The 25,656-nt window shown below is 63.7% G+C and carries 29 protein-coding genes and 1 tRNA gene; 21 read left to right on the forward strand and 9 right to left on the reverse strand.

All coding sequences use genetic code 11. The annotated features are described in order from the left end of the window. Together F3H41_RS21595 and F3H41_RS15840 are read left to right on the forward strand one after the other, a co-directional pair. Positions 1-143 (forward strand): porin (locus F3H41_RS21595; protein WP_244616245.1); only part of this gene is annotated, 143 nt, incomplete at its 5' end. Positions 144-522: 379 nt separating this feature from the next. Continuing rightward, on the forward strand, positions 523-1,365 hold the full coding sequence (locus F3H41_RS15840) for a site-specific integrase (RefSeq protein WP_244616233.1): 843 nt from the start codon (positions 523-525) through the stop codon (positions 1,363-1,365). Positions 1,366-1,485: 120 nt separating this feature from the next. On the opposite strand, the gene F3H41_RS15845 is transcribed toward F3H41_RS15840, so the two are convergent. The 3 genes from F3H41_RS15845 to F3H41_RS15855 form a co-directional block, all read right to left on the reverse strand. After that, positions 1,486-2,277, reverse strand: coding sequence for a pyrroline-5-carboxylate reductase (locus F3H41_RS15845; RefSeq protein ID WP_149739665.1), 792 nt, complete (start codon positions 2,275-2,277; stop codon positions 1,486-1,488). Between the two features lie 140 nt (positions 2,278-2,417). Further along, positions 2,418-2,507 (reverse strand) — tRNA-Ser (locus F3H41_RS15850). 145 nt (positions 2,508-2,652) lie between these two features. After that, positions 2,653-4,869 carry a caspase family protein gene (locus tag F3H41_RS15855; protein WP_188129492.1) on the reverse strand — a complete coding sequence of 739 codons (2,217 nt, stop codon included), beginning with the start codon at positions 4,867-4,869 and terminating at the stop codon, positions 2,653-2,655. A gap of 281 nt (positions 4,870-5,150) precedes the next feature. On the opposite strand from F3H41_RS15855, the gene F3H41_RS15860 reads away from it, so the two are divergent. The 4 genes from F3H41_RS15860 to F3H41_RS15875 all read left to right on the forward strand — a co-directional run bounded on the left by F3H41_RS15860 (position 5,151) and on the right by F3H41_RS15875 (position 8,093). Next, on the forward strand, positions 5,151-5,501 hold the full coding sequence (locus F3H41_RS15860) for a PilZ domain-containing protein (protein WP_149739667.1): 351 nt from the start codon (positions 5,151-5,153) through the stop codon (positions 5,499-5,501). A 95-nt stretch (positions 5,502-5,596) separates the two neighbouring features. Continuing rightward, on the forward strand, positions 5,597-5,998 hold the full coding sequence (locus F3H41_RS15865) for a DUF2177 family protein (protein ID WP_149739668.1): 402 nt from the start codon (positions 5,597-5,599) through the stop codon (positions 5,996-5,998). Positions 5,999-6,495: 497 nt separating this feature from the next. After that, positions 6,496-6,828, forward strand: a complete 333-nt coding sequence (locus tag F3H41_RS15870) for a PilZ domain-containing protein (RefSeq protein ID WP_188129493.1) — start codon at positions 6,496-6,498, stop codon at positions 6,826-6,828. A 140-nt stretch (positions 6,829-6,968) separates the two neighbouring features. Further along, entirely contained in the window at positions 6,969-8,093 is a 1,125-nt protein-coding gene (locus F3H41_RS15875) for a pyridoxal phosphate-dependent aminotransferase (RefSeq protein ID WP_149739669.1), read from the forward strand. A 119-nt stretch (positions 8,094-8,212) separates the two neighbouring features. Here F3H41_RS15875 and F3H41_RS15880 read toward each other — a convergent pair whose 3' ends face one another. Beyond that, on the reverse strand, positions 8,213-8,479 hold the full coding sequence (locus tag F3H41_RS15880; protein ID WP_149739670.1) for a sel1 repeat family protein: 267 nt from the start codon (positions 8,477-8,479) through the stop codon (positions 8,213-8,215). Positions 8,480-9,011: 532 nt separating this feature from the next. Between F3H41_RS15880 and F3H41_RS15885 the strand changes: the two genes are divergently transcribed. The 7 genes from F3H41_RS15885 to F3H41_RS15910 all read left to right on the forward strand — a co-directional run bounded on the left by F3H41_RS15885 (position 9,012) and on the right by F3H41_RS15910 (position 12,720). Further along, a complete protein-coding gene (locus F3H41_RS15885; protein ID WP_149739671.1) occupies positions 9,012-9,353 on the forward strand; it encodes a DUF2147 domain-containing protein in 342 nt (113 codons plus the stop codon). 184 nt (positions 9,354-9,537) lie between these two features. Next, on the forward strand, positions 9,538-9,708 hold the full coding sequence (locus F3H41_RS15890; RefSeq protein ID WP_149739672.1) for a hypothetical protein: 171 nt from the start codon (positions 9,538-9,540) through the stop codon (positions 9,706-9,708). 32 nt (positions 9,709-9,740) lie between these two features. Next, positions 9,741-9,887: a hypothetical protein gene (locus F3H41_RS21320; protein ID WP_188129494.1), complete on the forward strand. Its 147-nt coding sequence runs from the start codon at positions 9,741-9,743 to the stop codon at positions 9,885-9,887. A 102-nt stretch (positions 9,888-9,989) separates the two neighbouring features. Continuing rightward, entirely contained in the window at positions 9,990-10,310 is a 321-nt protein-coding gene (locus F3H41_RS15895; RefSeq protein WP_149739673.1) for a YnfA family protein, read from the forward strand. Between the two features lie 68 nt (positions 10,311-10,378). Beyond that, positions 10,379-11,881, forward strand: a complete 1,503-nt coding sequence (locus F3H41_RS15900) for an AMP nucleosidase (RefSeq protein WP_149739674.1) — start codon at positions 10,379-10,381, stop codon at positions 11,879-11,881. Between the two features lie 123 nt (positions 11,882-12,004). Continuing rightward, entirely contained in the window at positions 12,005-12,259 is a 255-nt protein-coding gene (locus F3H41_RS15905; protein WP_149739675.1) for a hypothetical protein, read from the forward strand. After that, a complete protein-coding gene (locus F3H41_RS15910; RefSeq protein WP_149739676.1) occupies positions 12,256-12,720 on the forward strand; it encodes a PIN domain-containing protein in 465 nt (154 codons plus the stop codon). The genes F3H41_RS15905 and F3H41_RS15910 overlap by 4 nt, the downstream gene beginning before the upstream one ends. Positions 12,721-12,724: 4 nt before the next feature. On the opposite strand, the gene F3H41_RS15915 is transcribed toward F3H41_RS15910, so the two are convergent. Then, positions 12,725-14,098, reverse strand: a complete 1,374-nt coding sequence (locus tag F3H41_RS15915; protein ID WP_149739677.1) for an aspartate aminotransferase family protein — start codon at positions 14,096-14,098, stop codon at positions 12,725-12,727. Positions 14,099-14,253: 155 nt separating this feature from the next. On the opposite strand from F3H41_RS15915, the gene F3H41_RS15920 reads away from it, so the two are divergent. Further along, on the forward strand, positions 14,254-15,603 hold the full coding sequence (locus F3H41_RS15920; protein WP_149739678.1) for a glutamine synthetase family protein: 1,350 nt from the start codon (positions 14,254-14,256) through the stop codon (positions 15,601-15,603). 30 nt (positions 15,604-15,633) lie between these two features. Here F3H41_RS15920 and F3H41_RS15925 read toward each other — a convergent pair whose 3' ends face one another. After that, the gene (locus F3H41_RS15925) at positions 15,634-16,563 is read right to left on the reverse strand and encodes a diacylglycerol kinase family protein (RefSeq protein ID WP_149739838.1); all 930 of its coding nucleotides are present in this window, start codon (positions 16,561-16,563) and stop codon (positions 15,634-15,636) included. A gap of 212 nt (positions 16,564-16,775) precedes the next feature. Between F3H41_RS15925 and F3H41_RS15930 the strand changes: the two genes are divergently transcribed. Then, positions 16,776-17,183, forward strand: coding sequence for a DoxX family protein (locus tag F3H41_RS15930; RefSeq protein WP_210246663.1), 408 nt, complete (start codon positions 16,776-16,778; stop codon positions 17,181-17,183). A gap of 44 nt (positions 17,184-17,227) precedes the next feature. Here the strand turns inward: F3H41_RS15930 and F3H41_RS15935 are convergent, their stop codons facing one another. Next, on the reverse strand, positions 17,228-18,019 hold the full coding sequence (locus tag F3H41_RS15935; protein WP_149739680.1) for a DUF4394 domain-containing protein: 792 nt from the start codon (positions 18,017-18,019) through the stop codon (positions 17,228-17,230). 206 nt (positions 18,020-18,225) lie between these two features. Between F3H41_RS15935 and F3H41_RS15940 the strand changes: the two genes are divergently transcribed. From F3H41_RS15940 to F3H41_RS15955, 4 genes are all read left to right on the forward strand, one after another. Continuing rightward, on the forward strand, positions 18,226-18,771 hold the full coding sequence (locus tag F3H41_RS15940; protein ID WP_149739681.1) for a sigma-70 family RNA polymerase sigma factor: 546 nt from the start codon (positions 18,226-18,228) through the stop codon (positions 18,769-18,771). Then, a complete protein-coding gene (locus F3H41_RS15945; RefSeq protein WP_149739682.1) occupies positions 18,768-19,484 on the forward strand; it encodes an anti-sigma factor in 717 nt (238 codons plus the stop codon). Before F3H41_RS15940 ends, F3H41_RS15945 begins: the two co-directional genes overlap by 4 nt. A 210-nt stretch (positions 19,485-19,694) precedes the next feature. Then, on the forward strand, positions 19,695-20,057 hold the full coding sequence (locus F3H41_RS15950) for a DUF6176 family protein (protein ID WP_149739683.1): 363 nt from the start codon (positions 19,695-19,697) through the stop codon (positions 20,055-20,057). A gap of 200 nt (positions 20,058-20,257) precedes the next feature. Then, positions 20,258-21,514, forward strand: a complete 1,257-nt coding sequence (locus F3H41_RS15955) for an MFS transporter (RefSeq protein ID WP_149739684.1) — start codon at positions 20,258-20,260, stop codon at positions 21,512-21,514. Between the two features lie 13 nt (positions 21,515-21,527). Here F3H41_RS15955 and F3H41_RS15960 read toward each other — a convergent pair whose 3' ends face one another. Next, positions 21,528-21,935: a helix-turn-helix domain-containing protein gene (locus F3H41_RS15960; RefSeq protein WP_149739685.1), complete on the reverse strand. Its 408-nt coding sequence runs from the start codon at positions 21,933-21,935 to the stop codon at positions 21,528-21,530. A 109-nt stretch (positions 21,936-22,044) separates the two neighbouring features. Between F3H41_RS15960 and F3H41_RS15965 the strand changes: the two genes are divergently transcribed. After that, positions 22,045-23,058 carry a zinc-binding alcohol dehydrogenase family protein gene (locus F3H41_RS15965; protein ID WP_149739686.1) on the forward strand — a complete coding sequence of 338 codons (1,014 nt, stop codon included), beginning with the start codon at positions 22,045-22,047 and terminating at the stop codon, positions 23,056-23,058. A gap of 193 nt (positions 23,059-23,251) precedes the next feature. Here F3H41_RS15965 and F3H41_RS15970 read toward each other — a convergent pair whose 3' ends face one another. After that, a complete protein-coding gene (locus tag F3H41_RS15970) occupies positions 23,252-23,866 on the reverse strand; it encodes a L,D-transpeptidase (protein WP_149739687.1) in 615 nt (204 codons plus the stop codon). Positions 23,867-24,223: 357 nt separating this feature from the next. Between F3H41_RS15970 and mgtE the strand changes: the two genes are divergently transcribed. Then, positions 24,224-25,603, forward strand: coding sequence for a magnesium transporter (gene mgtE, locus F3H41_RS15975; protein ID WP_149739688.1), 1,380 nt, complete (start codon positions 24,224-24,226; stop codon positions 25,601-25,603). The last annotated feature ends 53 nt before the right edge of the window (positions 25,604-25,656 follow it).

The following is a 25,656-nucleotide window of genomic DNA, read 5'->3' on the forward strand; positions in this document are numbered from 1 at the left end:
ATGTTGATCAGTGGCGCGCTGGCGTGACCGTTGGTTACCAGATCACGGAAGGCCTGAAGACCCTCGCAACCGTCAACTACACGGACAACGACCGTGCGGCCGGTGTTACTGCAGGCTTCATCCGCCTGCAGCGCGACTTCTAACAAACTCGCCTGAAAGGGCGAGTCTGCCGCTTTCCATTACCCGCGCAGCCGACAGGTTGCGCGGGCGATGCGCGTTTGCAACACAAATGCAATTTTACCACGAGAATTGTGTTCGAATGGTTGAGTATCACTCACCTTATCAATTAACCTCTTAAAAAAGAACATCGACGGCTGTGATCAACAGGCGGCGGGACGCGGTGAAGCGCGTTTGCCGTAATGACCTTGCTCGTTCTGAAAATTTCGGACGCGAGGCGGGCAAAGGTGAGGAATGTGAGGTTAAGTAATGCGATCCGCGATCTGTTCTGGCTCCCTTGGGAAAGCAAAGCCGCCGTCCGATGAGGGCGAATGCAGCGCGACCTTCGGTGGTCAGGACGCGATGGTGTCAACAGATCTTCTGGAACTTCTGGATCGCTACGGTGCGGTTCTGTGGGAAGACGGGCGTCACCAGTCCAATGTGAACGCTTTCATCACCGATATTCACGTGAAGCTGAAAGCGCCGCGCTTTTTGCAGTTCTCGCAGCGCATGCTGGACGAGGCCGTGGCGCGGCTGAAGGAGGCGGGCAACAGCAATGCGACGGTCAATCGCAAGCTGAGTGCGCTCAGCAAGCTGCTGCGCAAGGCCTACCGGATGGGCGATATCGGGCCGCTCCCCGAGTTTACGCGCCAGAAGGAGCGGCAGGGTCGTATCCGCTTCCTGGAGCAGGAGGAGGAGGAACGCCTGTTCTCCGCCATCGGCGCCATGTCCGATATCTTCCGGCGGCTCTGCATTTTCCTCGTCGATACGGGCGCGCGCTTTGGCGAGGCGCTTGGCCTGCGCTGGAACGATATTCACGGCCGCATGGCGACATTCTGGATCACCAAATCCGGCCGCAGCCGCTCCGTGCCGCTGACGGCGCGGGCGCAAAAGGCGATTGCCGCTTCGGGCGGGCGCTCGCTCGGCCCCTTTTACGGCATCGATCGCCAGCAGTTCCGGAAAGCCTGGCTGAAGGCACGCCAGCAGATCGGCCTGTCGCACGACACGGACCTCGTGCCGCACGTTCTGCGCCACACCTGCGCGTCCCGTCTGGTGCGCGGCGGCATCGACATTCGCCGCGTGCAGATGTGGCTCGGCCACCAGACGCTGACCATGACGATGCGCTATGCGCACCTTGCCTCCGGCGATCTGGCAATCTGCATTCCCGTGCTGGAAAGGGCCAGCGAGCCGGAGGTCCGGCCGTCCTGATCGGCGGGCGGCCTGTCTGTTGCCATACCTCCAGGGCAGGCGTCGCCGGATGGGCGGCCGGCTCAGGGCGCCCGCCCTCCCCGCGGGCGCCCCGAAGCGTCCGCAGTCGCAGGGGGCGTGTCAGAAAGGCTTGCCTTCGATGCGGGCCAGCACGCGCTCGAGGGCAGAGGTGATGGCGCTTGCGCCGCCATGGCGGCGAAAATCGTCGTGCACCTGTTCGTTGAGGCCGCCTTTCGTCGCGTATTCGTGGCTGAGTTCGGCAAAGGACGGAAGATCGGTGTCGCGCGCGGATACGGAAAGATCGGCAAAGAGCGCCGTGACATAGGTCCGCGCCGCTTCATCCGGCATGCCCTTTGCACCCAGCCAGCGCACCGTCTCGTCCATGATGCCGAAATAGGTGGCCATCATGGCACTGGCCGCGGCCAGCAATTGATACTCCTCCCGGCTTGCGCAGGGCACGGGCGTGCCGAGGATGCCAAACAGGCGTTCCGCGAGAGGATCGGGCGGGAAGATCGCCGTTACGCCGATGCGGCGGGCAACGAAGGGCAAGGGAATCGCCTGCGTCAAGTTGACGGGCGCGCCGATCCAGTCCGCCACCCTCTCCCGGTCCACGGCCGCCACGAGGCTGATCACCGCCTGTCCCGCGCGAAAGACCAGCGGGCGCACGACCTCTTCGGCAATCTGCGGGCGGATGGCGAGGATGACCAGATCGGCCGCATCGACGATCGCCTGGTTGTCGGCGGCGATCTCGACGGCTGGAAAGTCGGCGGCAAGGCGCGCCGCCGTCTGCGCATTGCGCGCCGACACGACAATGCGCGCCGTCGCCGCCGGTTCAGCCAGAAGACCACGCACCATGGCCTCGGTGATGGCCCCCGTGCCGATAAAGCCGATGGTGGAAAAGGGACTGGACATCAGGGGCCTCCGGAAGCAATCGGAACCTTTGGGATGAGGCGCGTGCAATCAGGCCGCCATGATCCGCGCTTGAGCGGCGGAGGAACACGCCTTTTCAGCCGTTCGGATATCACTGGAAGGATCATGACGAACAGCCAGAATGGCGGAGAAGAAGGGATTCGAACCCTCGATACCGTTTCCGGTATACTCCCTTAGCAGGGGAGCGCCTTCGACCACTCGGCCACCTCTCCGTCCGGGTCTGAACTAGTTGCGTCGCGGCGGCATTGCAAGGAAATTCTGATGGGTTTCCCCGAAAAGGTGGCGCGGCTTGCCGCGTGCCGGGACGCTTGGCGCCCGGCCGGGCGATGGGGTCGCGCCGGCCGGCCGGTCTTTTTCTCAGCCCTTGTTCTTCAGACGGTCGATGGCGTTGAGGGTGGAAGCGCCGAAATCGCCGTCGATGGGGCCGGTATAGTAGCCGCGTTCCTTGAGCAGCGCCTGCATTTCGCGGCGGAAATTGGCGGTGAAGTTGTTCGGTTGCCCGCGCAGCTCGTCATATTTGCCCTGGTCGCCACCCTCGACGGAGGCGGCGGCCCAGCGGGCTGCCTCCTTGGGATCGGACTGGGTGCCGAGGCCGAAATCGTAGAGGCGGCTGAGATTGCCCATGGCATAGGCGCTGCCGGCGTTGGATGCGGCCTCGTACCAGCGGCGTGCTTCGGCATAATCCTGCTCGACGCCGTTACCGACATCATAGAACCAGCCAAGAAGCGCCATGGAATAGGCATCGCCCACATTGGCGGCACGTTCGTACCAGACCTTTGCCTGCTTGTAGTCCTGGGTAATCCCGAGGCCGTTCTGGTAGGCCCAGCCGAGAGACGACATGGCGCTGACGTCACCGGCTTCGGCCGCCTTCGTGTACCAGGCGAGCGACTGCGCGTAATCCTGCGGCAGGCCGAGGCCTTCGCGGTAGAACCAGCCGATGGTCGCCATGGCATTGGCATAGCCCTGATCGGCGGAGCGCTGGTACCACTTGACGGATTCGGCGTAGTCCTGCGCGATGCCGCCATAGCCTTCGCGATAGAGAAAGCCGAGCGAGGCCTGGCCGTAGGCGTTGCCGGCGCCGGCGGCGCGCTCGAACATGGAACGGCCCTTCTCGACATCGACGGCGCCATCCGTGCCGTAGATGGAGAACCAGGCGAGGTTGGTCAGCGCATACATGTTTCCACCGTCGGCCGCCTTCTGGTAGTTCTGGCGGGCGTCGGCATACATGCGACCGGCATCCTGGGCGCGGCCGAGCAGGTTGACGAGCATCATGTCGTCAGGATTTTCATTGACGGCCTGGGCGCAGGCCACCATGGCGCGCTCAGCGTCGATCTTCAGGAAATTCACGCCCTGGAAGCCCGGCATGGACTGCGGCTCGCCCGCCAGCAGATAGCAGTCGCGCGAGGCCTGCGTGTCCTTGCCGGTCGGGGAGATGTTGATGCCCTTGCGCGGCTCGAGCGCGGCGATCTGCTGCTCGGCCTCGGCGCGGTGCTTGCTATCGGGATAGCGCTCGACAAAACGCGTGAGCGCGGCGCCGTCCGTCGATTGCTTGAGGGCTTCCCAGGCAATTTCGTCGGGGCTCGCCGTGGCGCCGGCGGTCGCCTCGTTCAGAAGCTTCAGCTTCTTCTCGGCCAGCATGCGGTAGACCGGATCGCTGCCGTGTTTCTCGATGAAGAGGTTCAAGAGGTCGGCATCGGCGAGGTCGCGGATGTTCTGCCAGTCGGCGGCCGCTTCCGACTGGCCGTTCGGCGCAACCTGCTGATCCTCGTTGATGGTGATGTTGACTTCCTTGATGTTGAGGAAGATCTGCGCGCCGCCGAGCGAGCCGTAGACGAAGGGCTCCTGACCGCGATTGGTCTCGGCCACCACCTGGTCGCGCACCTTTCCGAGCGCGATGCGCACGTCGACGCCGGGCTCGGTCAGGTATCTGGACAGGGCCGTGGCAAAGGGGCTGTTCCTGCCCTCCCCGTCCAGCGCCACCGTGCCCGCCTTGGAGGCAAAGGCGATCAGCAGATCGGCGCCCTCCGGCTCGACCCTTGCAAGACCGCGGCTGACGGCGCGGGTGGAGATGGAGCGGGTCATCGACTGTTCGAACGGATTGTTGCGGCAGGCATCGAGAATGATGAGCTTGAGCTTGCTTGCCCCTTCCAGCGACCGCTGCACGCGGTCGAGCGGGATCGCCTCGTCTTCCACGTCCTTGTCGGTCTTCAGGCGCACATCGACCGGCAGCAGGTAGTTGGTGCCGTTCATTTCCATGCCATGCCCGGAATAATAGACGATCGCAACCTCCGCGCCGGTGGCCGCATCTTCGAAATCGCGCAGGGCCTTGACCATGTCCTGGCGGGAAACATCGAAGATCGTCGTCACGCTGTCAAAACCGGCCTCCTCGAAGGAGGTCTTCATCAGACTCACATCGTTGGAGGGATTGTTGAGCTGCGAGGTCGCCTGATATTTTTCATTGCCGATTAGCAGCGCGACGCGCTTGGCCGCAAAGGCATCCGTGCCCATGACGACCACGACAGAGACGGACAGAACGGCAAAGGACGCCGCACGCCTGATGAAACCCCGGATCATCTTGTCCTCCATGGCAGACGGCGGGGCCCTTTCGAGGCATCCCGCATCGTCATTTTTTCGAGCCCTCCGGCACACGCATCGAAACGCCGCCCGCACCGCCCGTTTTCCCAACTATTACGTATGGCGCGGGCAGTTTCAATGCGGTGTGAAGCAACGAAATCGGGTCAGACCGAAAATGGAGCAGATGCGTAAAATGCGACCGAATGGATTTGGCAAGCATCAAGTGGCGATGTGCAAAGTGTCACGAGGAGAAAGGCCCGCGACAGACAGGAGCTGAGACGATGCTGATGCATGTGGCCCAAGGCAGACCCGGCGAGACATCGACCCGCTACAAGCATTTCCCGATCGAACGTCCGTGCCGCATTCTGATCATCGGCCAGCATTTGAAGCCGAAGCAGAAATACCAGGCGCTGCTGCGCGAAATTTCCATCGGCGGCGCACTTCTCGACTGCAATCCGGGCCTGCAACTGCCCAAGCAGTTCTTTCTGCAGGTGGACGGCTTCAATGACGAGATGGGCTGCTCGCAGGTCTACCGGAAGGGCGCAGCGCTCGGTATCCGCTTCAACATGCTGATCTCACAGGAATTCATCAGCCGGCTCATCCGCCTGCAATTTGCCAGCGGCTGCCTTTGAACCGAAAGACATCTCGCACGTTTGCGCTTTTTGAAGGCGTGCCGCAATCCGTTGCATCACCGCCCGCGTAACGAGCACAAACGAGGGATGCACCGATGAAGACCGCACTGATCGCCTATGCCGGCACATTTTCCACTTTGCTCGTTGCCGATGCCATCTGGCTCGGCGTCGTGGCCCGCACCTTCTACCGCGACCAGCTTGGCTCGATGATGCTGCCCTCGCCGAACTTCACCATCGCGGCGCTGTTCTATCTCTTTTATGCCGTTGCCATCGTCATCCTCGCAGTGTTGCCGGGCGTAAAGGCGGGATCGATTTGGATGGCGATCGGTTACGGTGCCGTGCTTGGTCTGGCCGCCTACGGCACCTATGACATCACCAACCTTGCGGTTTTGAAGGGCTGGCCGGTCATCGTCACCGTCGTCGACATGATCTGGGGCACCTTCATCACGGCAACCTGTGCCGCCGCCGGTTATCTGGCGGTTCGCCAGTTCGCCTGAGACGGCTATCTACACCATTCCTTGATCGAAAAACGCCGGCGCACCACCGTTCTCCGGGGTTTTGTCATGCGCTGTTTTCCGCCGTCGCCGGGTGCCTGCGTCCTGCTGCAGACCCGAAATGTAAGTCGCGGCTGGCATTTTGTGACGGATGGCTAGAATCTTAACCATTCCCTTCACCCGACCGAAAGACGGGCCTCGCAAAATGGCCTTGAGGTTGCCCGGAGCGCCTCGAAAACAGGATGCCAGCCCTTGTGCATGATGCGCCGGGGCTGGCTCGAGGACCGAAGGCCTTGCGTTTGCGGGCCAAGGCCTTGCACGCGAGTTTGCTCGAAAAGAAAAAGTTGGAGCAGCAAGGACGGCTTCCCAAGGCCGCCTGACCATGCTCCCGGTCGATATGGGAGAATGCCGTGAAGGATGCGAATGTCTATGCACGGGTGCGATCTGAGTTTTATGAACGCAAATTCGAGCGTTACGCTCTCAATCGCGCAGGGTCGATCATGTCTGTCCGCCCCGGCCTGTCACAGGTCAGCGTGCGGTCCTGCCAGCTGATCGACATTTCCCGCGGCGGTGCCTCGTTCACCGTGCACAGCACGACAGGTCTTCCAACCCATTACTATCTGACGATCCTCGGCTTTTCCCGAAAGATCGGCTGCGCGGAGATTTACCGGCGGGACGAGCGGATTTCCGTGGCCTTCATCAAGCCGATCGATGAGGCGCTGCTGCGCAAGATCGTGCGCGCCGACTTCTTTACCGGCGGAAGCACGACGACGGGCGGGCGCGCCAATACCAAACCGGGCCTCGGCGTGCGTCCTTCCCCGGATTTCGTCTGAGCTCGCTCCGTTCCCCCTTGAAGAAGGCTTGCCTGCCACAAGAAGCGTATTAGGGTCGCAACTGATCAGGATCGTTGTTCCGGTCGGTCGTGTCCCGTCATCGGCCGCGGTCGATCACCCCATTCAAGGTGCGCTTTTGCATGTCCGTCTTTCCCTTTCTCACCCCGCTCGCCGAAAGCCTTGCCTCCACCGTGCCTTTCGTCGGGCCGGAGGCGATCGAACGGATGCGCGGCCGGCCGGTCCTGGCACGCATCGGCGCCAATGAAAGCGGCTTTGGCCCTTCGCCGCGCGTCATCGAGACGATTGCAGCGGCGGCGATGGAGACATGGAAATATGCCGATCCGGAGAATTTTCGGCTGAAGGCCGCGCTTGGCCGGCATCTTGGTGTGGCGCCCGCGACCATCGCCGTCGGCGAAGGCATTGACGGGCTGCTTGGCCAGATCGTGCGGCTGGTGATTGAGCCCGGCCGGACGGTGGTGACCTCGCAGGGTGGCTACCCCACCTTCAACTATCATGTGACCGGGCATGGCGGACGGTTGGTGACGGTTCCCTACACGTGCGACGACCGCGAGGATCTTGATGGCTTGCTCGGCGCTATCGGCCGTGAAAAGGCGACGCTCGCCTATCTCGCCAACCCGGACAATCCGATGGGAAGCTGGTGGAACGCGGACCGCATCATCGCCTTCGCCCGGGCCGTGCCGGAGACCTGCCTGCTCATTCTCGACGAGGCCTATAGCGAGACCGCGCCGGCGGACACGCTGCCGGACATCGCAAGCCTGATCGACCAGCCGAACGTGATCCGCACCCGCACCTTCTCAAAGGCTTACGGCCTTGCCGGCGCGCGCGTCGGCTACACGATCTCCACGCCCGAAAATGCCGTGCTGTTCGACAAGATCCGCAATCATTTCGGCATGAACCGCATTGCCGTCGAGGCGGCGATCACGGCCCTTGGCGATCAGACTTACCTGGCCGAGGCCCTGTCGAAGATCGCAGCATCGCGCACCGAGATCGCGCGGATCGCCCAGGAGGCGGGCCTCAAGCCCCTGCCCTCGGCGACCAATTTCGTGGCGGTGGATTGCGGCCGCGACGGCGCATTCGCCCGCGCCATCGTTGACCGCCTCATGGCCGAGCACGGCATCTTCATCCGCATGCCCGGCGTTGCCCCTCTTAACCGCTGCATCCGCATCAGCACGGGGCCGGAGGCGGAGATGGGGCTCCTGGCGGGGGCTTTGGGGGATGTGGTGGAGGCAGTCGGTAGGCAGTAGGCAGTAGGCAGTAGGCAGTAGGCAGTAGGCAGTAGAATGCTGACTGCGATGCGAGTGCCCGTCAACTGCGCTTGCCTTATACGCTATTGGCTACTGCCTATTGCCTAGCCCCTCGCTCTTCAATGCATCGTCATCCATTCGCGGGCGGCGCGCAGGGCCTTGGCGAGGTCGGACTTCGACATGGTCTGGGCAAGGTCGGCGCGAAGCGCAGCGGCGCGGTCGGAGCCCTTGATCGCGGCGATGTTGAGCCACTTGTGGGCCGAAACGAGATCGATCTCGCAGCCGCGGCCGGTCGCATACATCAGGCCCATCTCGCAGAGGAGTTCAGCCTGGTTTTCGCCACCCATCGTGGCATTCGAAGCATTCTGAATGTCAAAGCGTGCCATGATTTCTGTCCCTGTCGTTGTCTGTCGTTGTGCGTCGTTCTGACGATCTGGTCCCTGTTTGAAGGTCCCGGGGGGCTGCCGTCTTCTGCGGCTCGCTCCCCCCGGACCGTGGCGGTTTTTTCCGCTCCTCTTATGGGTTTCACTATCGCAGACGGCTTTCAACGGGCGCTTAAAATGCGTGATTAATTTGCTGAAAACAAAGTACAAACAACGCGTAAACGCAGCTTTTCGTTAAACATCGCAATCCCGTCATTACAGGCATTTCGGCTCAAACTTTACGTTTCTTTCACGCGCCGTTTTCAACGCATTTCTAACCATGCCGGCGAGAGGCTCGCTGACGCACGGCAAAACAAGAGGTGGCGGGACCCACGGAAATCGCCAAATGACATCGACATCGACGGACCCACCCCGTTTACCTTTACGTTTGCGTAAGATAATGTGAGGGTAAGGACAGGGAGGAGCCTGCCCTGCCGCCGACGCACCGACAAGGACCGGAGCCGGCGTGCGCCATGGACCAGGAGGAAACGTCTTGATGATCGCAAAACTTATGACTGCCGTTGCCATTTCCGTGCTCATGGGAACGAGCGCCATGGCAGCGGAGCCCATCGTGGGCAACTGGAAGACCCAGAGCGGTGCGACGGCGGCCATCGCCAACTGCGGCGGCGCCTACTGCATCACGCTGAAGACCGGCAAGCACGCCGGCAAGCAGATCGGCAAGGTTTCCGGCGCAGGCGCCAGCTACAGCGGCGAAGTCACCGACCCCGACAGCGACAAGACCTACAGCGGCTCGGCAAACGTCACGGGCAATTCGCTGAAGCTGAAGGGCTGCGTTCTTGCCGTCCTCTGCAAGTCGCAGACCTGGTCGCGTCTGTAACGGCTGAACGCCGTCCACAGGGGTGAAGACAGACGGCGGGTGTCGAAAGGCATCCGCCTTTTTCGTGTCCGATCTGGGGCGGAACGAAGATGAATGGGAGATGAACCGCACTCTCAGGACGCGTTCAGTTAGCCTCCTTTAAAACGGCACCATCATCGAACCCCACCGGAATGGACTGGACCACATGGATACGCTCGCTCGCCGCCTTACCATCATCAGCCTGATGATGGTCGTCTTCGCCATGATGCTTGGCGCTGCCGTCAGCGCCGACACCGAACGCCGGGCCAAGACCTATGTCGGCTCGCTGTCCGACTGCACGGCCCATACGTCGCAATTCTGCCAGGCACGGCTTTAAGCCGCGGCACAAGGAGGAAGGAAACCCAGAAGATGCTGACCCGGATCGTCGTTCTCGCCAGCCTGCTCGCCGCACCCGTTCTGGGTCTTGCGGCGCAGGGCGCGAATGAAGTCGGGATGGCATCGCGCGGTCCCGGCCTCCTGCTTTTCGTGACGCTGCAGCGCAACGCCATGACGTGAGGGCAAAGGCCCTCGCCCATCACGAGCATTCCAGCGGACGTGATCGACAGGTTGCGTTGCGGTCTGGAATCCGATCTCCTGACCCGAACGGAGATCGACGCGATGCCACCCCTTCTGATCTACGCCCTTGCCGCACTCGCCGAAATCGGCGGGTGTTTTGCTGTCTGGGCGGTGTTCCGGCTGCAGCATTCGCCGCTTTGGCTTGTCCCCGGCCTTGCGGCGCTTGCCGTTTTCGCCTGGCTCCTCACCCTCGTTGACACCGCCGCCGCAGGGCGCGCCTATGCGGCCTATGGCGGCATCTACATTATCGCGTCGCTGCTGTGGCTCTGGCTGGTCGAGGCTGTCAGGCCCGATCGCTTCGACCTGATCGGCGCGGGGCTCGCCCTTGGCGGCGCCATCGTCATCCTCGCGGCGCCGCGCTGACCTCTTCCTCTTGTGCAGCGCGTTCATCTTGTCGTTTGCGTGCCATGAAGGCGCTTCTATAATGCGCTATGACCCAGCGAATCTATCCCTTCTCGATCCTCTCCATCGCCACCCCCGAGCCCTTCGAGCCGCAGGTCTTTGATGACCCGGTTCTGGCGGTCGATTGCCTCGAAGCGCTCTATGAGCGCAACACGCGTTTCCTCTGCGATGCCTTCGGCAATCTCGGCCGTGACGGGCCGGCGACCGCGCGCTTCCGGGCCTGCTATCCGCAGGTGAGCATCGAGACGAGCAGTTTCGGCCACGTCGATTCGCGCCTCTCCTACGGCTATGTGAGCTCGCCGGGCGTCTATACGACGACCATCACGCGGCCGAAGCTCTTCCGGCACTATCTCAAGGAACAACTCGGCCTTCTGATGCGCAATCACGGTGTTTCGGTCACGGTGTCCGAATCGGCGACGCCGATCCCGCTGCACTTTGCCTTTGACGAGGGGGCGCATGTGGAGGCGGGCGCGGCGGAGGCGAGCGACTTGCCGCTGCGCGACCTCTTCGATGCCCCGGACCTGACGACCACGGACGACGAGATCGCCAATGGGAGCTACGAGCCCGGCCCCGGCGAGCCGTCGCCGCTCGCGCCCTTCACGGCGCAGCGCATCGACTATTCGCTGGCACGGCTCAGCCACTACACGGCAACGAGCGCGACGCATTTCCAGAACTTCGTGCTCTTCACCAACTACCAGTTCTACATCGACGAATTCTGCGCCTGGGCCCGCCAGCAGATGGCGGAGGGGGGCAATGGCTACACGCACTTCGTCGAGCCCGGCAACGTCATCACCCCGGCCGGCGCCACCAAGCCCGAAACCGACAGCGTGCTTGGCCGGCTGCCGCAGATGCCGGCCTATCACATCAAGAAGAAGGGCCATGGCGGCATCACCATGGTCAATATCGGCGTCGGCCCCTCCAACGCCAAGACGATCACCGACCATATTGCAGTGCTGCGCCCGCATGCCTGGCTGATGCTCGGCCACTGCGCCGGCCTGCGCAACAGCCAGCGGCTCGGCGACTATGTGCTGGCGCATGCCTATGTGCGCGAGGACCATGTGCTCGACGACGACCTGCCGGTGTGGGTGCCGATCCCGGCGCTTGCCGAAATCCAGGTGGCTCTGGAAGAGGCCGTCGAGGAAGTGACGGGCTACGAGGGCTACGACCTGAAGCGCATCATGCGCACCGGCACCGTCGCGACCATCGACAACCGCAACTGGGAACTGCGCGACCAGCGCGGGCCCGTCAAGCGCCTCTCCCAGTCCCGCGCCATTGCGCTCGACATGGAATCGGCCACCATCGCCGCCAACGGCTTCCGCTTCCGCGTGCCCTATGGCACGCTGCTCTGCGTCTCGGACAAGCCGCTGCATGGCGAACTGAAGCTGCCCGGCATGGCGACGGCCTTCTATCGCACCCAGGTGAACCAGCACCTCAGGATCGGCATCCGCACCATGGAAATCCTCGCCGGCATGCCCTCGGCAGAGCTGCATTCGCGCAAGCTCAGGAGCTTCTTCGAGACGGCGTTCCAGTGACGTTGTGAGGCGTGCGGTGTCACTGAGTGGCGCCGCATCGCCAGACAAGGCGCACATGTTCAAACCCGTACCGCTTTGCGCTATACTTTCCTTGAAGCGACTATACGGCCAGAGGTTTTGTCGATGAATACGATTGAGCTTCATCTTTCGGAAAAGGCCGCTGCGACGCTTGAGGATCTTGCGAAGGCGCGGCAGCGGAGGCCCGAAGATGTGGCAAGCGAAGTTCTGTCGCACCAGTTGGAGAAGATGTCCGCCAAGAAAGAAGCCGTGCCGACAGACGACTATGCGGCTCTGAGACGCAGAGGGCTTGCAGCGAGCGGCGGACGGACGCGAGAGGAAATCGACCAGGATTTACAGACCCTGCGAGATGACCGTTGAGTTCCAGTATTATCCCAAAGCGCGTTTACATTGATACGAACGTCTTCATCTACCTTCTGGAAGACACCGGCGATTTCGGTCGCGTGGCTGAGGCGCTTTTCTCGCACCTGCGGGCCCGCGCCGTGCCGATCGTCTGCAGCAGCCTGGTCTATGCGGAGTGCCTGACCGGCGCGCGCAAACGCAAGAACGAAGCTCTCGCCGACATTTACAAAACGATCTTCCTCGGTGAAACCGCGCCGGACATCGTCACGCCTACCGTCCCCATCCTGGAACGTGCTGCCATCATATCGGCGGACTATGGCCTGAAGCTCATCGACGCCATCCATGTCGCAACAGCGGTAGAGACAGCCTGTACGCTCCTTATCAGCAATGACGGCGGCATACGGGTGCCTCCGCCTTTATCCTTGTGCGCGATTTCGACGCTGCGCGACCAGCCCATGACGGACTGGCCGATCGGTTAAGTCCTCACCGCTCCAACACGCCCCACGCATGATCGAGCCCGGCGCGCAGTTTCGTCACCATCTCGTCCACCTCCGCTTCGGAGATGACGAGCGGCGGTGAGGCAAGCATGCGGTCGCCGGTGGCGCGCAGGATGAGGCCGTTTTCGAGGCAGTGGTTGCGCACCGCAACGCCGGCAGCCTCCTTGTCGGCGAAGCGTCTGCGGGTCGCCTTGTCGGCGGAAAGCTGGACGGCGCCCATGAGGCCGACCGAGACCGCCTCGCCAACGATCGGGTGATCTTCCAGCGACCTCCAGGCCCTGGCGAAATAGGGGCCGATCCGGTCGCGGACGCTGTCGACGATGCCTTCTTCTTCCAGGATGCGGATGTTTTCGAGCGCGGCGGCGGCGCAGACCGGATGGCCGGAATAGGTGAAGCCATGGTTGAAGTCGCCGACCTCGTTGACGAGGACATCGCCGACGCGGTCTGACACGAGCACGCCGCCGATCGGCAGGTAGCCGGAGGAGAGCCCCTTGGCGATCGGGGCGAGATCCGGCGTCACGCCGTAATGCTGGTGGCCGAACCAGTGACCAGTGCGGCCGAAGCCGCAGATGACCTCGTCGCAGACGAGCAGAATGTTGCGCTCCCGGCAGATGCGCGCGATCTCCGGCCAGTAGCTGTCCGGCGGGATGATGACGCCGCCAGCGCCCTGGATGGGCTCCGCCACGAAGGCGGCGACGTTATCCTCTCCAAGTTCGTCGATCTTGGCTTCCAGTTCGCGCGCGGCCTTCAGGCCGAAGTCCTCCGGCGAAAGGTCGCCGCCCTCTGCATACCAGTAGGGCTGGCCGATATGGACGATGCCGGGAATGGGAAGGTCGCCCTGCTCGTGCATCCACTTCATGCCGCCGAGCGAGGCGCCGGCGACGGTGGAGCCGTGATAGCCGTTGACGCGGGAAATGACGGTCTTCTTGGTTGGCTTGCCCATGGCGCCCCAGTAGACGCGGGCCATGCGGAACCAGGTGTCGTTGGCCTCGGAGCCGGAGCCGGTGAAGAAGACGCGGTTGATGTTCGGGCCGGCATGGCTGGTGATCTTCTCGGCGAGCAGGGCGGCGGGCGTCGTCGTGGTGCCGAAGAAGGTGTTGTAATAGGGCAGCTCGTTCATCTGCCGCGTCACCGCATCGGTGATCTCGCGGCGGCCATAGCCGATGTTGACGCACCAGAGCCCGGCAAAACCATCCAGGTAGCGCTTGCCGTGATTGTCAAAGATCAGGCATCCCTCGCCGCGGGCAATGATGCGGGCACCGGCTGCATTCAGCTTCCTCGTGTCGGCGAAGGGATGCAGGTGGTGGGCCGCGTCGAGCGCCCCGATGTTGGAGGGAGAAGCGGCGGGAAAGCTGGACATGGTTGGCACCTTTGGCAATGATCAGCGCCGTGGCCGGACATCGCGTCCGGGTCACGGATGCGGCCGAGGTTGCCGAGGCGGCCGGCTTTTGGCAAGGTGGCGCGACCATTTGGTCAAATCTTTCTTCGCATCCCTCCAGAACCCCAGAGTGCTCCATGACAGCTTCCTCCCCCGCAGACGATGCCGGCCTTCCGCCGCGCATCGAGATCATTCTCGTCGGCATGAACGGCGATCTCAGGGGAAAGCAGATCCCGCTCGAGGCGGAAAAGAAGGTCTGGGACGGCACGGTGCGCCTGCCCGCCTCCACCCAGTCACTCGACATCTGGGGGGACGACAATGACGATATCACCGGGCTCTCGCTCTCGGTCGGCGATCCCGACGGGTTGTGCATTCCCGACAGGCGGTCGCTCGCCGCAATGCCCTGGGCGCCGGCGGGATCAAAGCAGGTGCTGGCCACCATGCACGAACTCGATGGCACGCCCTCCTTCATGGATCCGCGCGCCATCCTGAAGAGCCTGCTCGACCGCTTCGCGGAGCGCGGCCTGACGCCTGTCGTGGCGACGGAGCTCGAATTTTACGTGGTGGAAGGCGACTGGCTGGAAACCGGCGTGCCGCGCCCGCCCAAGGCGCTGACGTGGCGCGGCGAGCCGAATGGCTTCCAGCTCTACGACATGGGAGCGGTGGATGCGCTCGATGGCTACCTCCAGACCGTGCGCGCCTGGGCTCGGGCGCAGGATCTGCCCGCGGATGCAACGACGGCCGAATTTGGCCACGGCCAGTTCGAGATCAACCTTCTGCACCGGCCGGATGCGCTGGCGGCGGCGGATGACTGCATCTACCTGAAGCGCATCGCCGAACAGGCGGCGCGACGCTTTGGGCTCAAATCCACCTGCATGGCCAAGCCCTATGCAGACCAGGCGGGCTCGGGCCTCCACGTCCATGCCAGCATCATCGACCGCGACGGCAACAATATCCTCGACGCCAAGGGCGGCGATCCGAAGCGACTGAAATCGGTCGTCGCCGGCATGCTGCAGACGATGCGCGATGCGCAGTTGATCTTCGCGCCCTTTGCCAATTCCTATCGCCGCTTCCAGCCGGGCTCGTTCGCGCCGGTCGATCTCACCTGGGGCTTCGGCCATCGCGGCACCGCCATCCGCATTCCCGATGCCAACGGTCCGGCAGCCCGAGTGGAACACCGCGTCGCGGGTGCCGACGCGCATCCGCACCTCCTGCTGACCGCCATCCTCGGCGGCATGCTGCTAGGGCTGGACAACGATCTCGATCCCGGTCCGGCGACGGAGCCCGGACAGGACGCGCCGGACGCCAAACGCCTGACGCATGACTTCCTCACGGCGGTGGAGGAATTCTCCGCATCGCCCTTCATCGCCGATGTTTTCGGCCAGCGCTACCGCAAGCTTTACGGCGACACGAAGCGCAAGGAGGCGATCACCTACCTGCGTACCGTCTCGGATTTCGATTACCGGACGTATTTGCCGCGGATCTGACGGGGGTCATGTGACCTCAGCCGCCTCCCCTCAAGCCGCGGCAACCGCCGCGGCTTGTCCTTCCGGCTTCGGCACAATCACCTTCAATTCGCCGGGATGCAGCCGCAGGGAAACATCTCTGCCCATCGGCAGAAGTTCGCCATCGATCACGCAGTTGATCTTGCGGTCGACGCGCGGAAAATGCAGGTCGATGGCGGTACCCTTCATCTCCGTCACGTCCTCATTGTCCTTGAGGCGGCCACGCAGGATGTCGAAGGTGAGCTTGGCAACGCCCGCCGGGCCCAGCGGCTTGGAGGTGTAAAAGCCGAGATGACCGCCCGTGACGTCATCGGCATAGAGCAGGCCGTTTTCGCCGAAAGCGTTGTTGGAGACGTTGATAGTGGAGACCTTGCGGCGCTCGTGACGGCCGTCAATGTGATACTCGACATCGAAGACCGGCGGATCGAGCATCACGCCGAAGGCGGCGCGCACATTGGCGGCGATCTTTCCCGAGCGGGACTTGAAACTCATAGTGTTGCGCATGCGGACCATGCGCGCGTGCAGCCCGGCGGAGAACTGGTGCACGAAGGCGCGGCCATCGACGCTGCCGATATCGGCCTCCTGGACATGCCCGTCCGCAAGCGCATCCAGCGCCTGCCAGATGTCGAGCGGCACTTTCAGCGAGCGGGCAAAGAGGTTCATCGTGCCGGCCGGAATGATGCCGAGCGGCATGCCGGCCCGCCACGCGACACCTGCCGCAGAGGAGATCGTGCCATCCCCACCGCCGGCGATCATGCCGTCGAGATCGTCGCGCCCGGCGGTCTTTTCCAGTGTCGCCTGCATCTCGTCGCCGGCAACGACCGTGCAGTCCAGATCATGGCCGGCCGCGCCGAAGACCGTCTCGGCCTTTTTCACGTAAGCGTCCATGTCGGTGGTGCGAAAGGTGCCGCCATCGCGGTTCAAGATCGCCTGAAGTCGCATCATATCCGTTCCAAAGCCGGCGGAGCGCCGGCAAGGGTTAGATAGTTAAGCGGATCGGGAAAAACAGAGGGGCGGCCGACGCTCGTGGAGCGCTTCTCCTTACGCCGACAGCGGAACGTTGCGCAGACGCCCGACATTCCTGCCGTTGCCAGGCGCTTCTGCGCGTTGTTTCGGTTATGGGAAGGGATGAGCAGACAAGGGAGCGGGCCGGAATGACCATGCGGCGCGGACACTGGCGGAACGGGCTGGCGATTTTCTATGCGCTGGCCGGTCTCCTGCATCTTGCGATACCGGGGCCCTTTCTCGGCATAACACCCGCCTGGGTGCCCTATCCCGAGACGGTGATCCTTATCACCGGTGTCTGCGAGCTTGCCGGTGCGGCGGGGCTCTTGGTGCCGGCGCTGCGCGCCCCGGCCGGCATCGGGCTCGCGCTCTACGCGGTCTGCGTCTACCCCGCCAACATCAAGCACGCGATCGACGGTCTTTCGGCTGGTGATGCCTCGCTGTGGCTTTGGCTCTACCATGTCATCCGTCTGCCGCTGCAGCCCGTGCTGGTCTGGCTGGCGCTCTATGCAGGCCGGGTGATTTCCTGGCCTTTTTCCGCAGGGTCGCAAGAGTGATGAGGACGGGGGATCGGGCCGGAACCCGATCCCCCGTTTCGGTCTTACATGGCCGGGAGGACGGCGATGTCACGCACGTCTGCGTCGAGACCCGTCACCGGGGCAACCTCGGTGGCAGCGCCGGTCTCCAGATTGACGGTGTAGAGCGTCTTGTTGGCAACGAGATAGGCGGCGTTCTGTCCGCCCTCCATGCCCTGGATATCGAAGGCATAGGTGGCGGGCGTTGCCGTCAGGCCAAGCTTGCCGATGGCCTTCAGCGTGCCGTCATTGGGCTTGGTCTGCTGGATGAGCGCGCCGATCGTTGCGTCGATGTTGTACATCGCGGTCTTTTCCGGCTTGCCAATGGAATTGGTGTAGGCTGCGGCGACGATGTTCGGCGTCTCGCCCTTGTGCATGTCGCCATCCTCGAAGGCGAGCGTGCCATCGACCGTTACGGCACCCGTATCGGGGTGAACGCGGTGGTTCGTGGTGCCCGACATGAAGCGCAGACGGTCTGCCGCCGGATTGAAATCCACGACGACGGGCGCTTCCGTCATGGTCAGCATCGTGTCCATCTTGGCGACATCGGTGGCGGCGCCGGTTTCCAGATCGATGGAAACGATGCGGTGATCCGGCGTCACGCCGAAGACGGCCTTGGTGCCCGGGCGAAAATCGATGCCGACCAGCTTGTCGACGCCGGTGACCTCCATGGTCTTCGTCACGGCGGGCTTTTCCGTATCGAACATGACGAGCGTCTTGTCGCCCGTCAGGCCGAGAACCGGGGCCGCGAAGGCCGTTGCGCCAGAGGCGGCAAAGACGGCGCTGGCAAGAAGGGTCAGGCGGATGGTGTTGGACATGTCTCAGTCTCCCTTAAAAATCCAAGGATCCGGAGCCGTCGGGCCTCATGCCGTCGAGGGCTCACAGAAGGAAGACACGCGGGCCACCCCGTTTGGATGCAGCGCCGGGAAAAAAACTTTGTGTGCATCCAAGAGCGCATTCTGCGGGTATAGAGCATACGGACCGTGGGCGCAGTCAGCGCGGCGGCAGACGGGACTTCATGCGCATGGACGGACGGGCAGACACATTCGAGACTTTGCTTGCGGCCTGCGCCGGTGGCGACCGCATGGCGCTGCGTCGCATCTTCGATGCCGAGGCCGGTCGTCTGATTGCCGTGGCGCAGCGGATTGTCCGGCGCCGAGAGCTGGCCGAGGAGGTCGTGCAGGAGGCCTTCATCCGTATCTGGACCCATGCACACCAGTATGATTCCTCTCAAGGCTCGGCGCGCGGCTGGATCTACGCGATCGTGCGCAACCGGGCACTCAACCTCGTGCGGGACGGCCGGCGGGAAACGGTGATCGAGGACGTGGAGGCGGTGCAGGAGCAGGAAAGCTCCGATGCCATCATGGCAGCCTGGCACCGGCTGGACCGCAATTCGCGTCTTTATGGCTGCCTGGAGGCGCTGGACGAGAAGAAGAAGCGCGGCATTCTGATGGCCTATGTCGGGGGCTACTCCCATGGCGAGATCGCCGGACGCCTCAGCCTGCCGCTCGGGACGACGAAATCCTGGATCCGCCGCGGCCTGACCGCGCTTCGGGAGTGCATGGCATGAGGTTTGCGCGCAACGACATTCCTGACATCGCCGACGACTATGTGCTGGGCCTTCTCGAAACGGCGCAAGCGGAAGAGGTAGAGGCTGCCCTTCCCCACGACGCCCAACTGAAGGCCGCCGTGGCAGCGAGCCGCGAGCGCTTCCTGCCGCTCGATACGGCCGCCGAGCCCGTCGCAACCGACACGCTCCTCTGGCAGCGAATCGAAACAGCCTTGCCCGCGCAGCCCGGTCCCGGTGCCCGGCCAAAACCGGCCCCCGCCAACGACAATCCTGGCGCAAAAGCCGGACATGGCTGGCGAACCACCGCCATCGCCGCGATGGCCGCGAGCGTGCTGCTGGTCGCAGGCCTTGCCGCTTCCCTCATGCGGACCGTCGATCCTGTCGTGGTCGCCGTTCTCCTCAACGAGGCGGGCGAGGTTCAGGCCGTTGTGGAAGATTTCGGCAATGAGAATGCCACCGTGCGGTTGCTTGCCGATTTCGAGGTGCCCTCGGACAAGACGATCGAGGTCTGGACCCTGCCCTCCAAGGATACCGGCCCCGTCTCTCTCGGCCTGCTCGACGGCATCCGCTCGGCACGCCTCGCGGGACCGGCACTGCCCCGCCCGAAGGACAACCAGCTCTACGAAATCACCCTCGAGCAGGCCGGCGGCTCGCCGACGGGACGCCCGACCGGGCCGATTCTCGCCAAGGGATATGCGCAGTTGCCGCGGTAGGCGGGCGGTGCTGAGGGAGGCCAACCCTGTCTCCGGCGGCAGGCGTTGTTGCCCTCCGCCGGTCACGCGACTTTTCATGATCTTCCATCGTCACCAACGAGACGCTCCTGGCATCAGAAATGGCGTTGCATCTGGGCAGGACCGGATGAAACTTCTTGGTGTGATCCCCTCTGCGGCTAGCAAACCTGTTTTGAAACACCGAAACTGAAGATGAATTACAGGGCCAAAAAGATCCGTCTTTTGTGCACGATCGAGATTGTAGAGCAATGGGCCGCCTTTATGCGGGCACACCTTCCCGAGGTCGAAGCCGCGCTTCGGCAGGAGGGGGTGCACCATGAAATGTGGTTTTCCGGGACAGACGATCGGGGCCTTTTCGTGATTGGCGTGATGGATGTCGATGACCAGCCGGCGTCCGCTGCGGTCTCGGCCCAGTCGCAGCTTTCGGTTGACGCCGTCCATCGCCAGTTCAAGAGCCACTGGGATCGGTCCAGCATTCAGGACATCGCCATGTCGCCGCAGGAAACGCCGCATTTCGAGGGGTGCGTTTTGCTCTTCGAGGCGCGCGGGCAGTAGGCGCGGCGCATTCTGGTCCTCACAACCGTCAACTTTCGATTGGCTCTCGCCGCAAATCTGGTAATGTTGCGCTTGCGAAGCATCGCTGCTTCGATGATCTCACAGCACGATCAGCCAGAAAACGATTTCGGGACGGTGACCGGCAGGAGGAGGCCGGGTGGCGGCCATGGGTCGCTTCGGCTGCGCACAGGAACAGAGCCTTGTCCCATTCTCCTCTCATCGAGGACGGCGCCTCCTCCGGCCGGCCTTTTCCCGCTTCTCCCGTTTGCCTGTCTCCGGCGCGTGTTGCGCTGATCATCTTCGCGCTCGCCGTCGGCAGTTTCGGGATCGGCACCGGAGAATTCGCCATCATGGGGCTGATCCCCGACGTGGCGAAGAGTTTCGGCGTTTCCAATGCGGATGCTGGCCATGTGATCAGTGCCTATGCGCTGGGCGTCGTCGTCGGCGCGCCGCTGATCGCCATGTTCGGGGCGCGGTTCCGGCGCCGCGATCTGCTGATCGGGCTGATGGGCCTGTTTGCGGCCGGCAATCTCGCCAGCGCGTTTGCGCCGGATTTCTGGAGCTTCACCCTGCTGCGCTTCATTACCGGCCTGCCGCATGGCGCCTATTTCGGCGTTGCGGCGCTGGTGGCGGCCTCCATGGTGCCGATCAACAGGCGCACGCAGGCGGTGGGACGCGTCATGCTCGGCCTGACGGTGGCAACGCTGATCGGCACGCCGCTCGCCGCATGGCTGGGTCAGGTGCTGGACTGGCAGTATCTCTTTGCGGCCGTCGGCGTCACCGGCCTTGTCTGCATGGTGCTGATCGCGCTCCTGCAGCCGCGGGATGCGCGCCAAGAGCGGCGCGGCATCTGGTCTGAGCTCTCCGCCCTGAAGCGCAAGCAGGTGTGGCTGACGCTCGGCATCGCTGCGACCGGCTTTTGCGGCATGTTTGCCGTCTTCACCTACATCTCGCCGATCGTCACCGATGTGGCGGGCATGGGCGTCGGCATGGTTCCCGTGGTCATGGCGCTTTTCGGCGCGGGCATGATCGTCGGCAACATTTTCGGTGCGAAGCTCGCGGACATCTCGCTGATGCGCACGATCGGCTGGGTGACGCTCGCCTATACCGGGGTGCTCGTCGGCTTTTCGCTGACGGCCCATCAGCCGGTGATGCTGCTTGTCTTCTGCTTCCTGCTAGGCTGCAGCTTCGTGATCGGACCCGCCCTGCAGACACGGCTCATGGACGTGTCCGGCGATGCGCAGACGCTGTCGGCAGCTCTCATGCACTCCGCCTTCAACATTGCCAATGCGCTCGGCGCCTTTCTCGGCGGCCTCGCCATCAAGGGCGGCTATGGCTACGGCTCGATGGGCTATGTCGGGGCGTTCATGGCGGTGATCGGTCTCGGTGTCTTCGCGCTCTCGCTGATGCTGGAGCGGATGGACCGGCAAGCGGCGCTCATCTGCCCGGCGGAGTGATCGGGCGCGCCGGTCAGGCGGCCTTGACCGCCTGCGCCTTGCCGGCCAACCCGTCCAGCCCCGCCGTTTCGGGGCTGGCGCTCACGCCCGGTGGCAGATGCCGGTCGCCCCATTCCTTCATGGCGACAAGCACCGGCCGAAGACTTTCGCCCCTCCCGGAGAGAGCATAATCGACACGCGGCGGCACGACGGCGAAGACCGTCCGCGTGATCAGCCCATCCTCTTCCAATTCCCGCAACTGCTTGGTCAGCATGCGCTGGGTGATGCCCTTCAGCTTGCGGCGCAATTCGCTGAAACGCAGCGTGCCGCTGAGGAGGTGATAGAGGATCACGCCCTTCCACTTGCCATCGAGAAGATCGAGCACGCCTTCCACCGGGCAATTGGGCGACCGTTCAAGAAGGGTCCGGCGGACACGGGCCATCATGGTATCCTTTAGGGTACTATATACAGGAAATGTGCATTCTTGCGCATTTCGAGAATAGTGCGCATCTAGCGGGCAGACAAGTTTCCAACGTTTAAGGAGAACTGCCATGCGTGCCGTCGCCTATCAGACACCCCAGCCCATCACCGCCGAAACAGCCCTCGTGGACGTGACGCTGCCGGACCCGGTCGCAACGGGCCGCGATCTCCTCGTCTCGGTGAAGGCGATCTCGGTCAATCCCGTCGATACCAAGGTGCGCATGCGCGGCGCGGCGGAAGACGGCGGCTGGAAGGTTTTGGGCTATGATGCTGCTGGCATCGTGACGGCCGTCGGACCGGACGTGACGCTGTTCAAGCCGGGCGATGCCGTGTTCTATGCCGGCGCGCTGAACCGGCAGGGCACCAACAGCGAGCTGCATCTGGTGGACGAACGGATCGTCGGCCCGAAGCCTGCCTCACTCGATTTCGCGGCCGCCGCCGCCCTGCCGCTGACGGCGATCACGGCCTGGGAAATGCTGTTCGACCGTTTGAAGGTGCAGGATGCGATTCCGGGCGCAGCACCGGCCGCGCTGATCATCGGCGGTGCGGGCGGGGTCGGCTCCATCGCCATCCAGCTCTTGAGGGCGTTGACCGATCTCACCGTCATCGCCACCGCCTCGCGGCCGGAGACGGCGGAATGGGTCCGCTCGCTCGGCGCCCATCACGTCATCGATCATGGCAAGCCGCTGGCGGCAGAGGTGGCGGCCCTCGGTCTCGGCGCGCCGGGTCTCGTCTTCTCGACCACCCAGACGGACAAGCATCTCAAGGAGATCGTCGACCTCCTCGCGCCGCAGGGCCGTTTCGGCCTGATCGACGATCCCGGCACGCTCGACATCATGCCCTTCAAGCGCAAGTCGGCCTCGGTGCACTGGGAGTTCATGTTCACGCGGCCGGTGTTCGGCACCGCCGACATGGCCGAGCAGCACCGGCTGCTCACCGAAGTCTCGCGCCTCGTGGACAGCGGCCGCATCCGCACCACGCTCGGCGAGAATTTCGGGACGATCAACGCGGCCAACCTGAAGCGCGCGCATCAGCAGATCGAGAGCGGGACCACGAAGGGCAAGATCGTGCTCGAAGGGTTCTGAAGTGGAAGGTCGCCCTCCGGCCCTTCGCGCTGGCGGCGCCCTCTCCGCCCCCGCTCCGCCGTCGTCCTCGGGCTTGACCCGAGGACCCATGCGGCCCTGCCGCGCCCAGGCGTGGATCCTCGGCTCGCAGGCCGAGGATGACAGAGTGTGTCGAGCCGCCCAGTCTCAAACGGGCAAAGCGCCGATACAGCTCTTAAGCCTGCATGACCACCACGCGGGCGCCCACAGTCACACGCTCATAGAGGTCGATGACATCGTGGTTCATCATGCGGATGCAGCCGGAGGACATGGCAAGGCCGATCGACTGCGGCTGGTTGGTGCCGTGGATGCGGAAGTGGGTGTCGTTGCCGCCGCGGTAAAGATACATGGCGCGGGCACCAAGCGGATTGTTCGGGCCGCCCGGCATGCCGCCGGCATATTTGCGATTGCGCGGGTCGCGGCGCATCATGTTGGCAGTCGGGGTCCAGCTCGGCCATTCCGCCTTGCGGCCCACCATCGCAGTCCCGGCGAGGGCCAGCCCGTCGCGCCCGACGCCGACGCCGTAGCGCATGGCACGGCCATCGCCGAGCACATAGTAGAGCCGGCGGGCCGGCGTATCGACGATGACGGTGCCCGGCTTCTCGTTCGTCTCATAGGCGACTTCGGTGCGGCGCAGTTCCGGCTTGATCTTGTGGATCGGCACTTGCTTCAGCGGAAAGGGTTCGTCCGGGCGCGCGGCGTAATTTGCCTGGTGGTTGACGGCAGTGGTGGAGCAACCGGCGAGGAGTGCGGAAACCCCGATCAGAAAGCCGCGGCGCGAAATCGACATGGAGCAGTCCCTAACGTTTCATGGATGCCGACAAGTGTTAGGAAAACATGGTTAACGCCCGGTAAAAGAGCGTCGCGAGCATCAATGGGTGTGGCAAAATCTGGGCGCCACCCACCGCTGCCATACGGCTGCGACAGGGTGCGACACCGTCCGTCTTGACAAGCATCAAAAGCAGGCGCACCCCTGTCCTCACGCACGAGTTTCCTCCCGGTGCGGATATCAACGGAGCCATCTTCCAGATGCCAAGCGACAGTGACAGTCGATTGAGAATGCCTCGCGTGGCCTCCGTGCACTGACCTTTGCCGTCAGCTCGCCCGGTCGATCCCCGCGAGGTTTCGATCGACGGAAAGGCGAGACATGAACATCCAGGACTTTCCCGTTCGGGCAGGCCGCGCTGCCCGCTATCTTCTCAACACCCGCAGCGACACCCCCAGCATCTCCGAACGGATCGAGCAGATGAATGCGCTCGATACGACGGAAGGCGCACAGCTTCTCGCTTCCCTTCCCGAGGGCAAGGCGCTCGCCGTGATCGCGCGGCCCGAGCTGCATGAGGCCGCCGACATCGTCGCCGCCCTGCCAACGGCCCAGGCGGCGACGCTGCTCAAGCAAACCGCGCATGACCGCGTCACCGACCTCTTCCAGGCGATGAGCGATGCCGGCCGGCGCAACCAGATCTTCGCACGGCTGGACCCGGCCACCGCCCGCGCTGTCGAGCACCTGATGGGCTATCCGCGCCGCACGGCCGGCGCCATGATGACGACGGAGTTCGTCAGCGTTCCCGCTGGCGCCACGGTCGGCGAGGCGCTCGCCCATGTGCGCCGTGTGGAACGCGCGAGCGAAACGGTCTACGCCATCTACGTGCTGGACGAGCGCCACGGCAATCTCGTCGGCGTGGTGACGCTGCGCCGTCTCATCACCGGCGATCCGGAAACGGAGATCCTCGACCTTGCCCGGAAGGATGGCGTCGTCAGCGCCACGCCGCTGATGGGACAGGATGAAGTCGCCCGGCTGATCCGCGCCAACAACCTTCTCGCCCTGCCGGTGCTGGACGATGACGGCCGCGTGCTCGGCATCGTCACCGTGGACGACGTGATCGACACGATGATCGCCGACACGACGGAAGACGCCCAGAAGTATGGCGGTATGGAAGCGCTTGGAAAGCCCTACATGCAGATCGGCATCGGCGGCATGATCGGCAAGCGCGCCGGATGGCTCGCCGCCCTCTTCCTCGGCGAAATGCTGACGGCAACCGCCATGCAGCATTTCGAAGCCGAACTGGAAAAGGCGATCGTGCTGACGCTCTTCGTGCCGCTGATCATGAGCTCCGGTGGCAATTCAGGCTCGCAGGCCACGTCGCTCATCATCCGGGCGCTGGCCGTCGGCGAATTGCAGCTCAAGGACTGGTGGAAGGTGGCGCTGCGCGAACTGCCAACCGGGATCGCGCTCGGCTCCATCCTCGGCGCCGTCGGCTTCGTGCGCATCGCGGTCTGGCAGCTTGCCGGCTTCTACGACTACGGTGGCCACTGGATGCTGGTGGGTGCGACCGTCTTCGCGGCGCTGATCGGCATCGTCACCTTCGGCTCCATGGCCGGCTCGATGCTGCCCTTCCTGCTGCAGAAGATGAAGTTCGACCCTGCCAGCGCGTCTGCCCCCTTCGTCGCCACGCTGGTGGATGTCAGCGGTCTCGTGATCTACTTCACGGTGGCCCTGGCGATCTTGAGCGGGACGCTGCTGTAGGTCATACCCCCGTCATGCTCGGGCTTGACCCGAGCATGACGCGGAGGTGGTTT

The organism is Rhizobium sp. RU20A (genome assembly GCF_900155885.1).
In the GTDB taxonomy this organism is placed as follows: Bacteria; Pseudomonadota; Alphaproteobacteria; order Rhizobiales; family Rhizobiaceae; genus RU20A.

What these genes read in the sequence shown, in the direction of transcription:
- F3H41_RS15860 (WP_149739667.1), top strand. Translation starts at nt 5,151, where the DNA reads ATGCTGATGCATGTGGCCCAAGGCAGACCCGGCGAGACATCGACCCGC.
- F3H41_RS15930 (WP_210246663.1), top strand. Translation starts at nt 16,776, where the DNA reads ATGACCATGCGGCGCGGACACTGGCGGAACGGGCTGGCGATTTTCTAT.
- F3H41_RS15865 (WP_149739668.1), top strand. Translation starts at nt 5,597, where the DNA reads ATGAAGACCGCACTGATCGCCTATGCCGGCACATTTTCCACTTTGCTC.
- F3H41_RS15870 (WP_188129493.1), top strand. Translation starts at nt 6,496, where the DNA reads ATGTCTGTCCGCCCCGGCCTGTCACAGGTCAGCGTGCGGTCCTGCCAG.
- F3H41_RS15920 (WP_149739678.1), top strand. Translation starts at nt 14,254, where the DNA reads ATGACAGCTTCCTCCCCCGCAGACGATGCCGGCCTTCCGCCGCGCATC.
- F3H41_RS15885 (WP_149739671.1), top strand. Translation starts at nt 9,012, where the DNA reads ATGATCGCAAAACTTATGACTGCCGTTGCCATTTCCGTGCTCATGGGA.
- F3H41_RS15855 (WP_188129492.1), bottom strand. Translation starts at nt 4,869, where the DNA reads ATGATCCGGGGTTTCATCAGGCGTGCGGCGTCCTTTGCCGTTCTGTCC.
- F3H41_RS15875 (WP_149739669.1), top strand. Translation starts at nt 6,969, where the DNA reads ATGTCCGTCTTTCCCTTTCTCACCCCGCTCGCCGAAAGCCTTGCCTCC.
- mgtE (WP_149739688.1), top strand. Translation starts at nt 24,224, where the DNA reads ATGAACATCCAGGACTTTCCCGTTCGGGCAGGCCGCGCTGCCCGCTAT.
- F3H41_RS15915 (WP_149739677.1), bottom strand. Translation starts at nt 14,098, where the DNA reads ATGTCCAGCTTTCCCGCCGCTTCTCCCTCCAACATCGGGGCGCTCGAC.
- F3H41_RS15940 (WP_149739681.1), top strand. Translation starts at nt 18,226, where the DNA reads ATGGACGGACGGGCAGACACATTCGAGACTTTGCTTGCGGCCTGCGCC.
- F3H41_RS15905 (WP_149739675.1), top strand. Translation starts at nt 12,005, where the DNA reads ATGAATACGATTGAGCTTCATCTTTCGGAAAAGGCCGCTGCGACGCTT.
- F3H41_RS15845 (WP_149739665.1), bottom strand. Translation starts at nt 2,277, where the DNA reads ATGTCCAGTCCCTTTTCCACCATCGGCTTTATCGGCACGGGGGCCATC.
- F3H41_RS15945 (WP_149739682.1), top strand. Translation starts at nt 18,768, where the DNA reads ATGAGGTTTGCGCGCAACGACATTCCTGACATCGCCGACGACTATGTG.
- F3H41_RS15935 (WP_149739680.1), bottom strand. Translation starts at nt 18,019, where the DNA reads ATGTCCAACACCATCCGCCTGACCCTTCTTGCCAGCGCCGTCTTTGCC.
- F3H41_RS15965 (WP_149739686.1), top strand. Translation starts at nt 22,045, where the DNA reads ATGCGTGCCGTCGCCTATCAGACACCCCAGCCCATCACCGCCGAAACA.
- F3H41_RS15895 (WP_149739673.1), top strand. Translation starts at nt 9,990, where the DNA reads ATGCCACCCCTTCTGATCTACGCCCTTGCCGCACTCGCCGAAATCGGC.
- F3H41_RS21320 (WP_188129494.1), top strand. Translation starts at nt 9,741, where the DNA reads ATGCTGACCCGGATCGTCGTTCTCGCCAGCCTGCTCGCCGCACCCGTT.
- F3H41_RS15950 (WP_149739683.1), top strand. Translation starts at nt 19,695, where the DNA reads ATGAATTACAGGGCCAAAAAGATCCGTCTTTTGTGCACGATCGAGATT.
- F3H41_RS15970 (WP_149739687.1), bottom strand. Translation starts at nt 23,866, where the DNA reads ATGTCGATTTCGCGCCGCGGCTTTCTGATCGGGGTTTCCGCACTCCTC.
- F3H41_RS15900 (WP_149739674.1), top strand. Translation starts at nt 10,379, where the DNA reads ATGACCCAGCGAATCTATCCCTTCTCGATCCTCTCCATCGCCACCCCC.
- F3H41_RS15880 (WP_149739670.1), bottom strand. Translation starts at nt 8,479, where the DNA reads ATGGCACGCTTTGACATTCAGAATGCTTCGAATGCCACGATGGGTGGC.
- F3H41_RS15925 (WP_149739838.1), bottom strand. Translation starts at nt 16,563, where the DNA reads ATGCGACTTCAGGCGATCTTGAACCGCGATGGCGGCACCTTTCGCACC.
- F3H41_RS15890 (WP_149739672.1), top strand. Translation starts at nt 9,538, where the DNA reads ATGGATACGCTCGCTCGCCGCCTTACCATCATCAGCCTGATGATGGTC.
- F3H41_RS15960 (WP_149739685.1), bottom strand. Translation starts at nt 21,935, where the DNA reads ATGGCCCGTGTCCGCCGGACCCTTCTTGAACGGTCGCCCAATTGCCCG.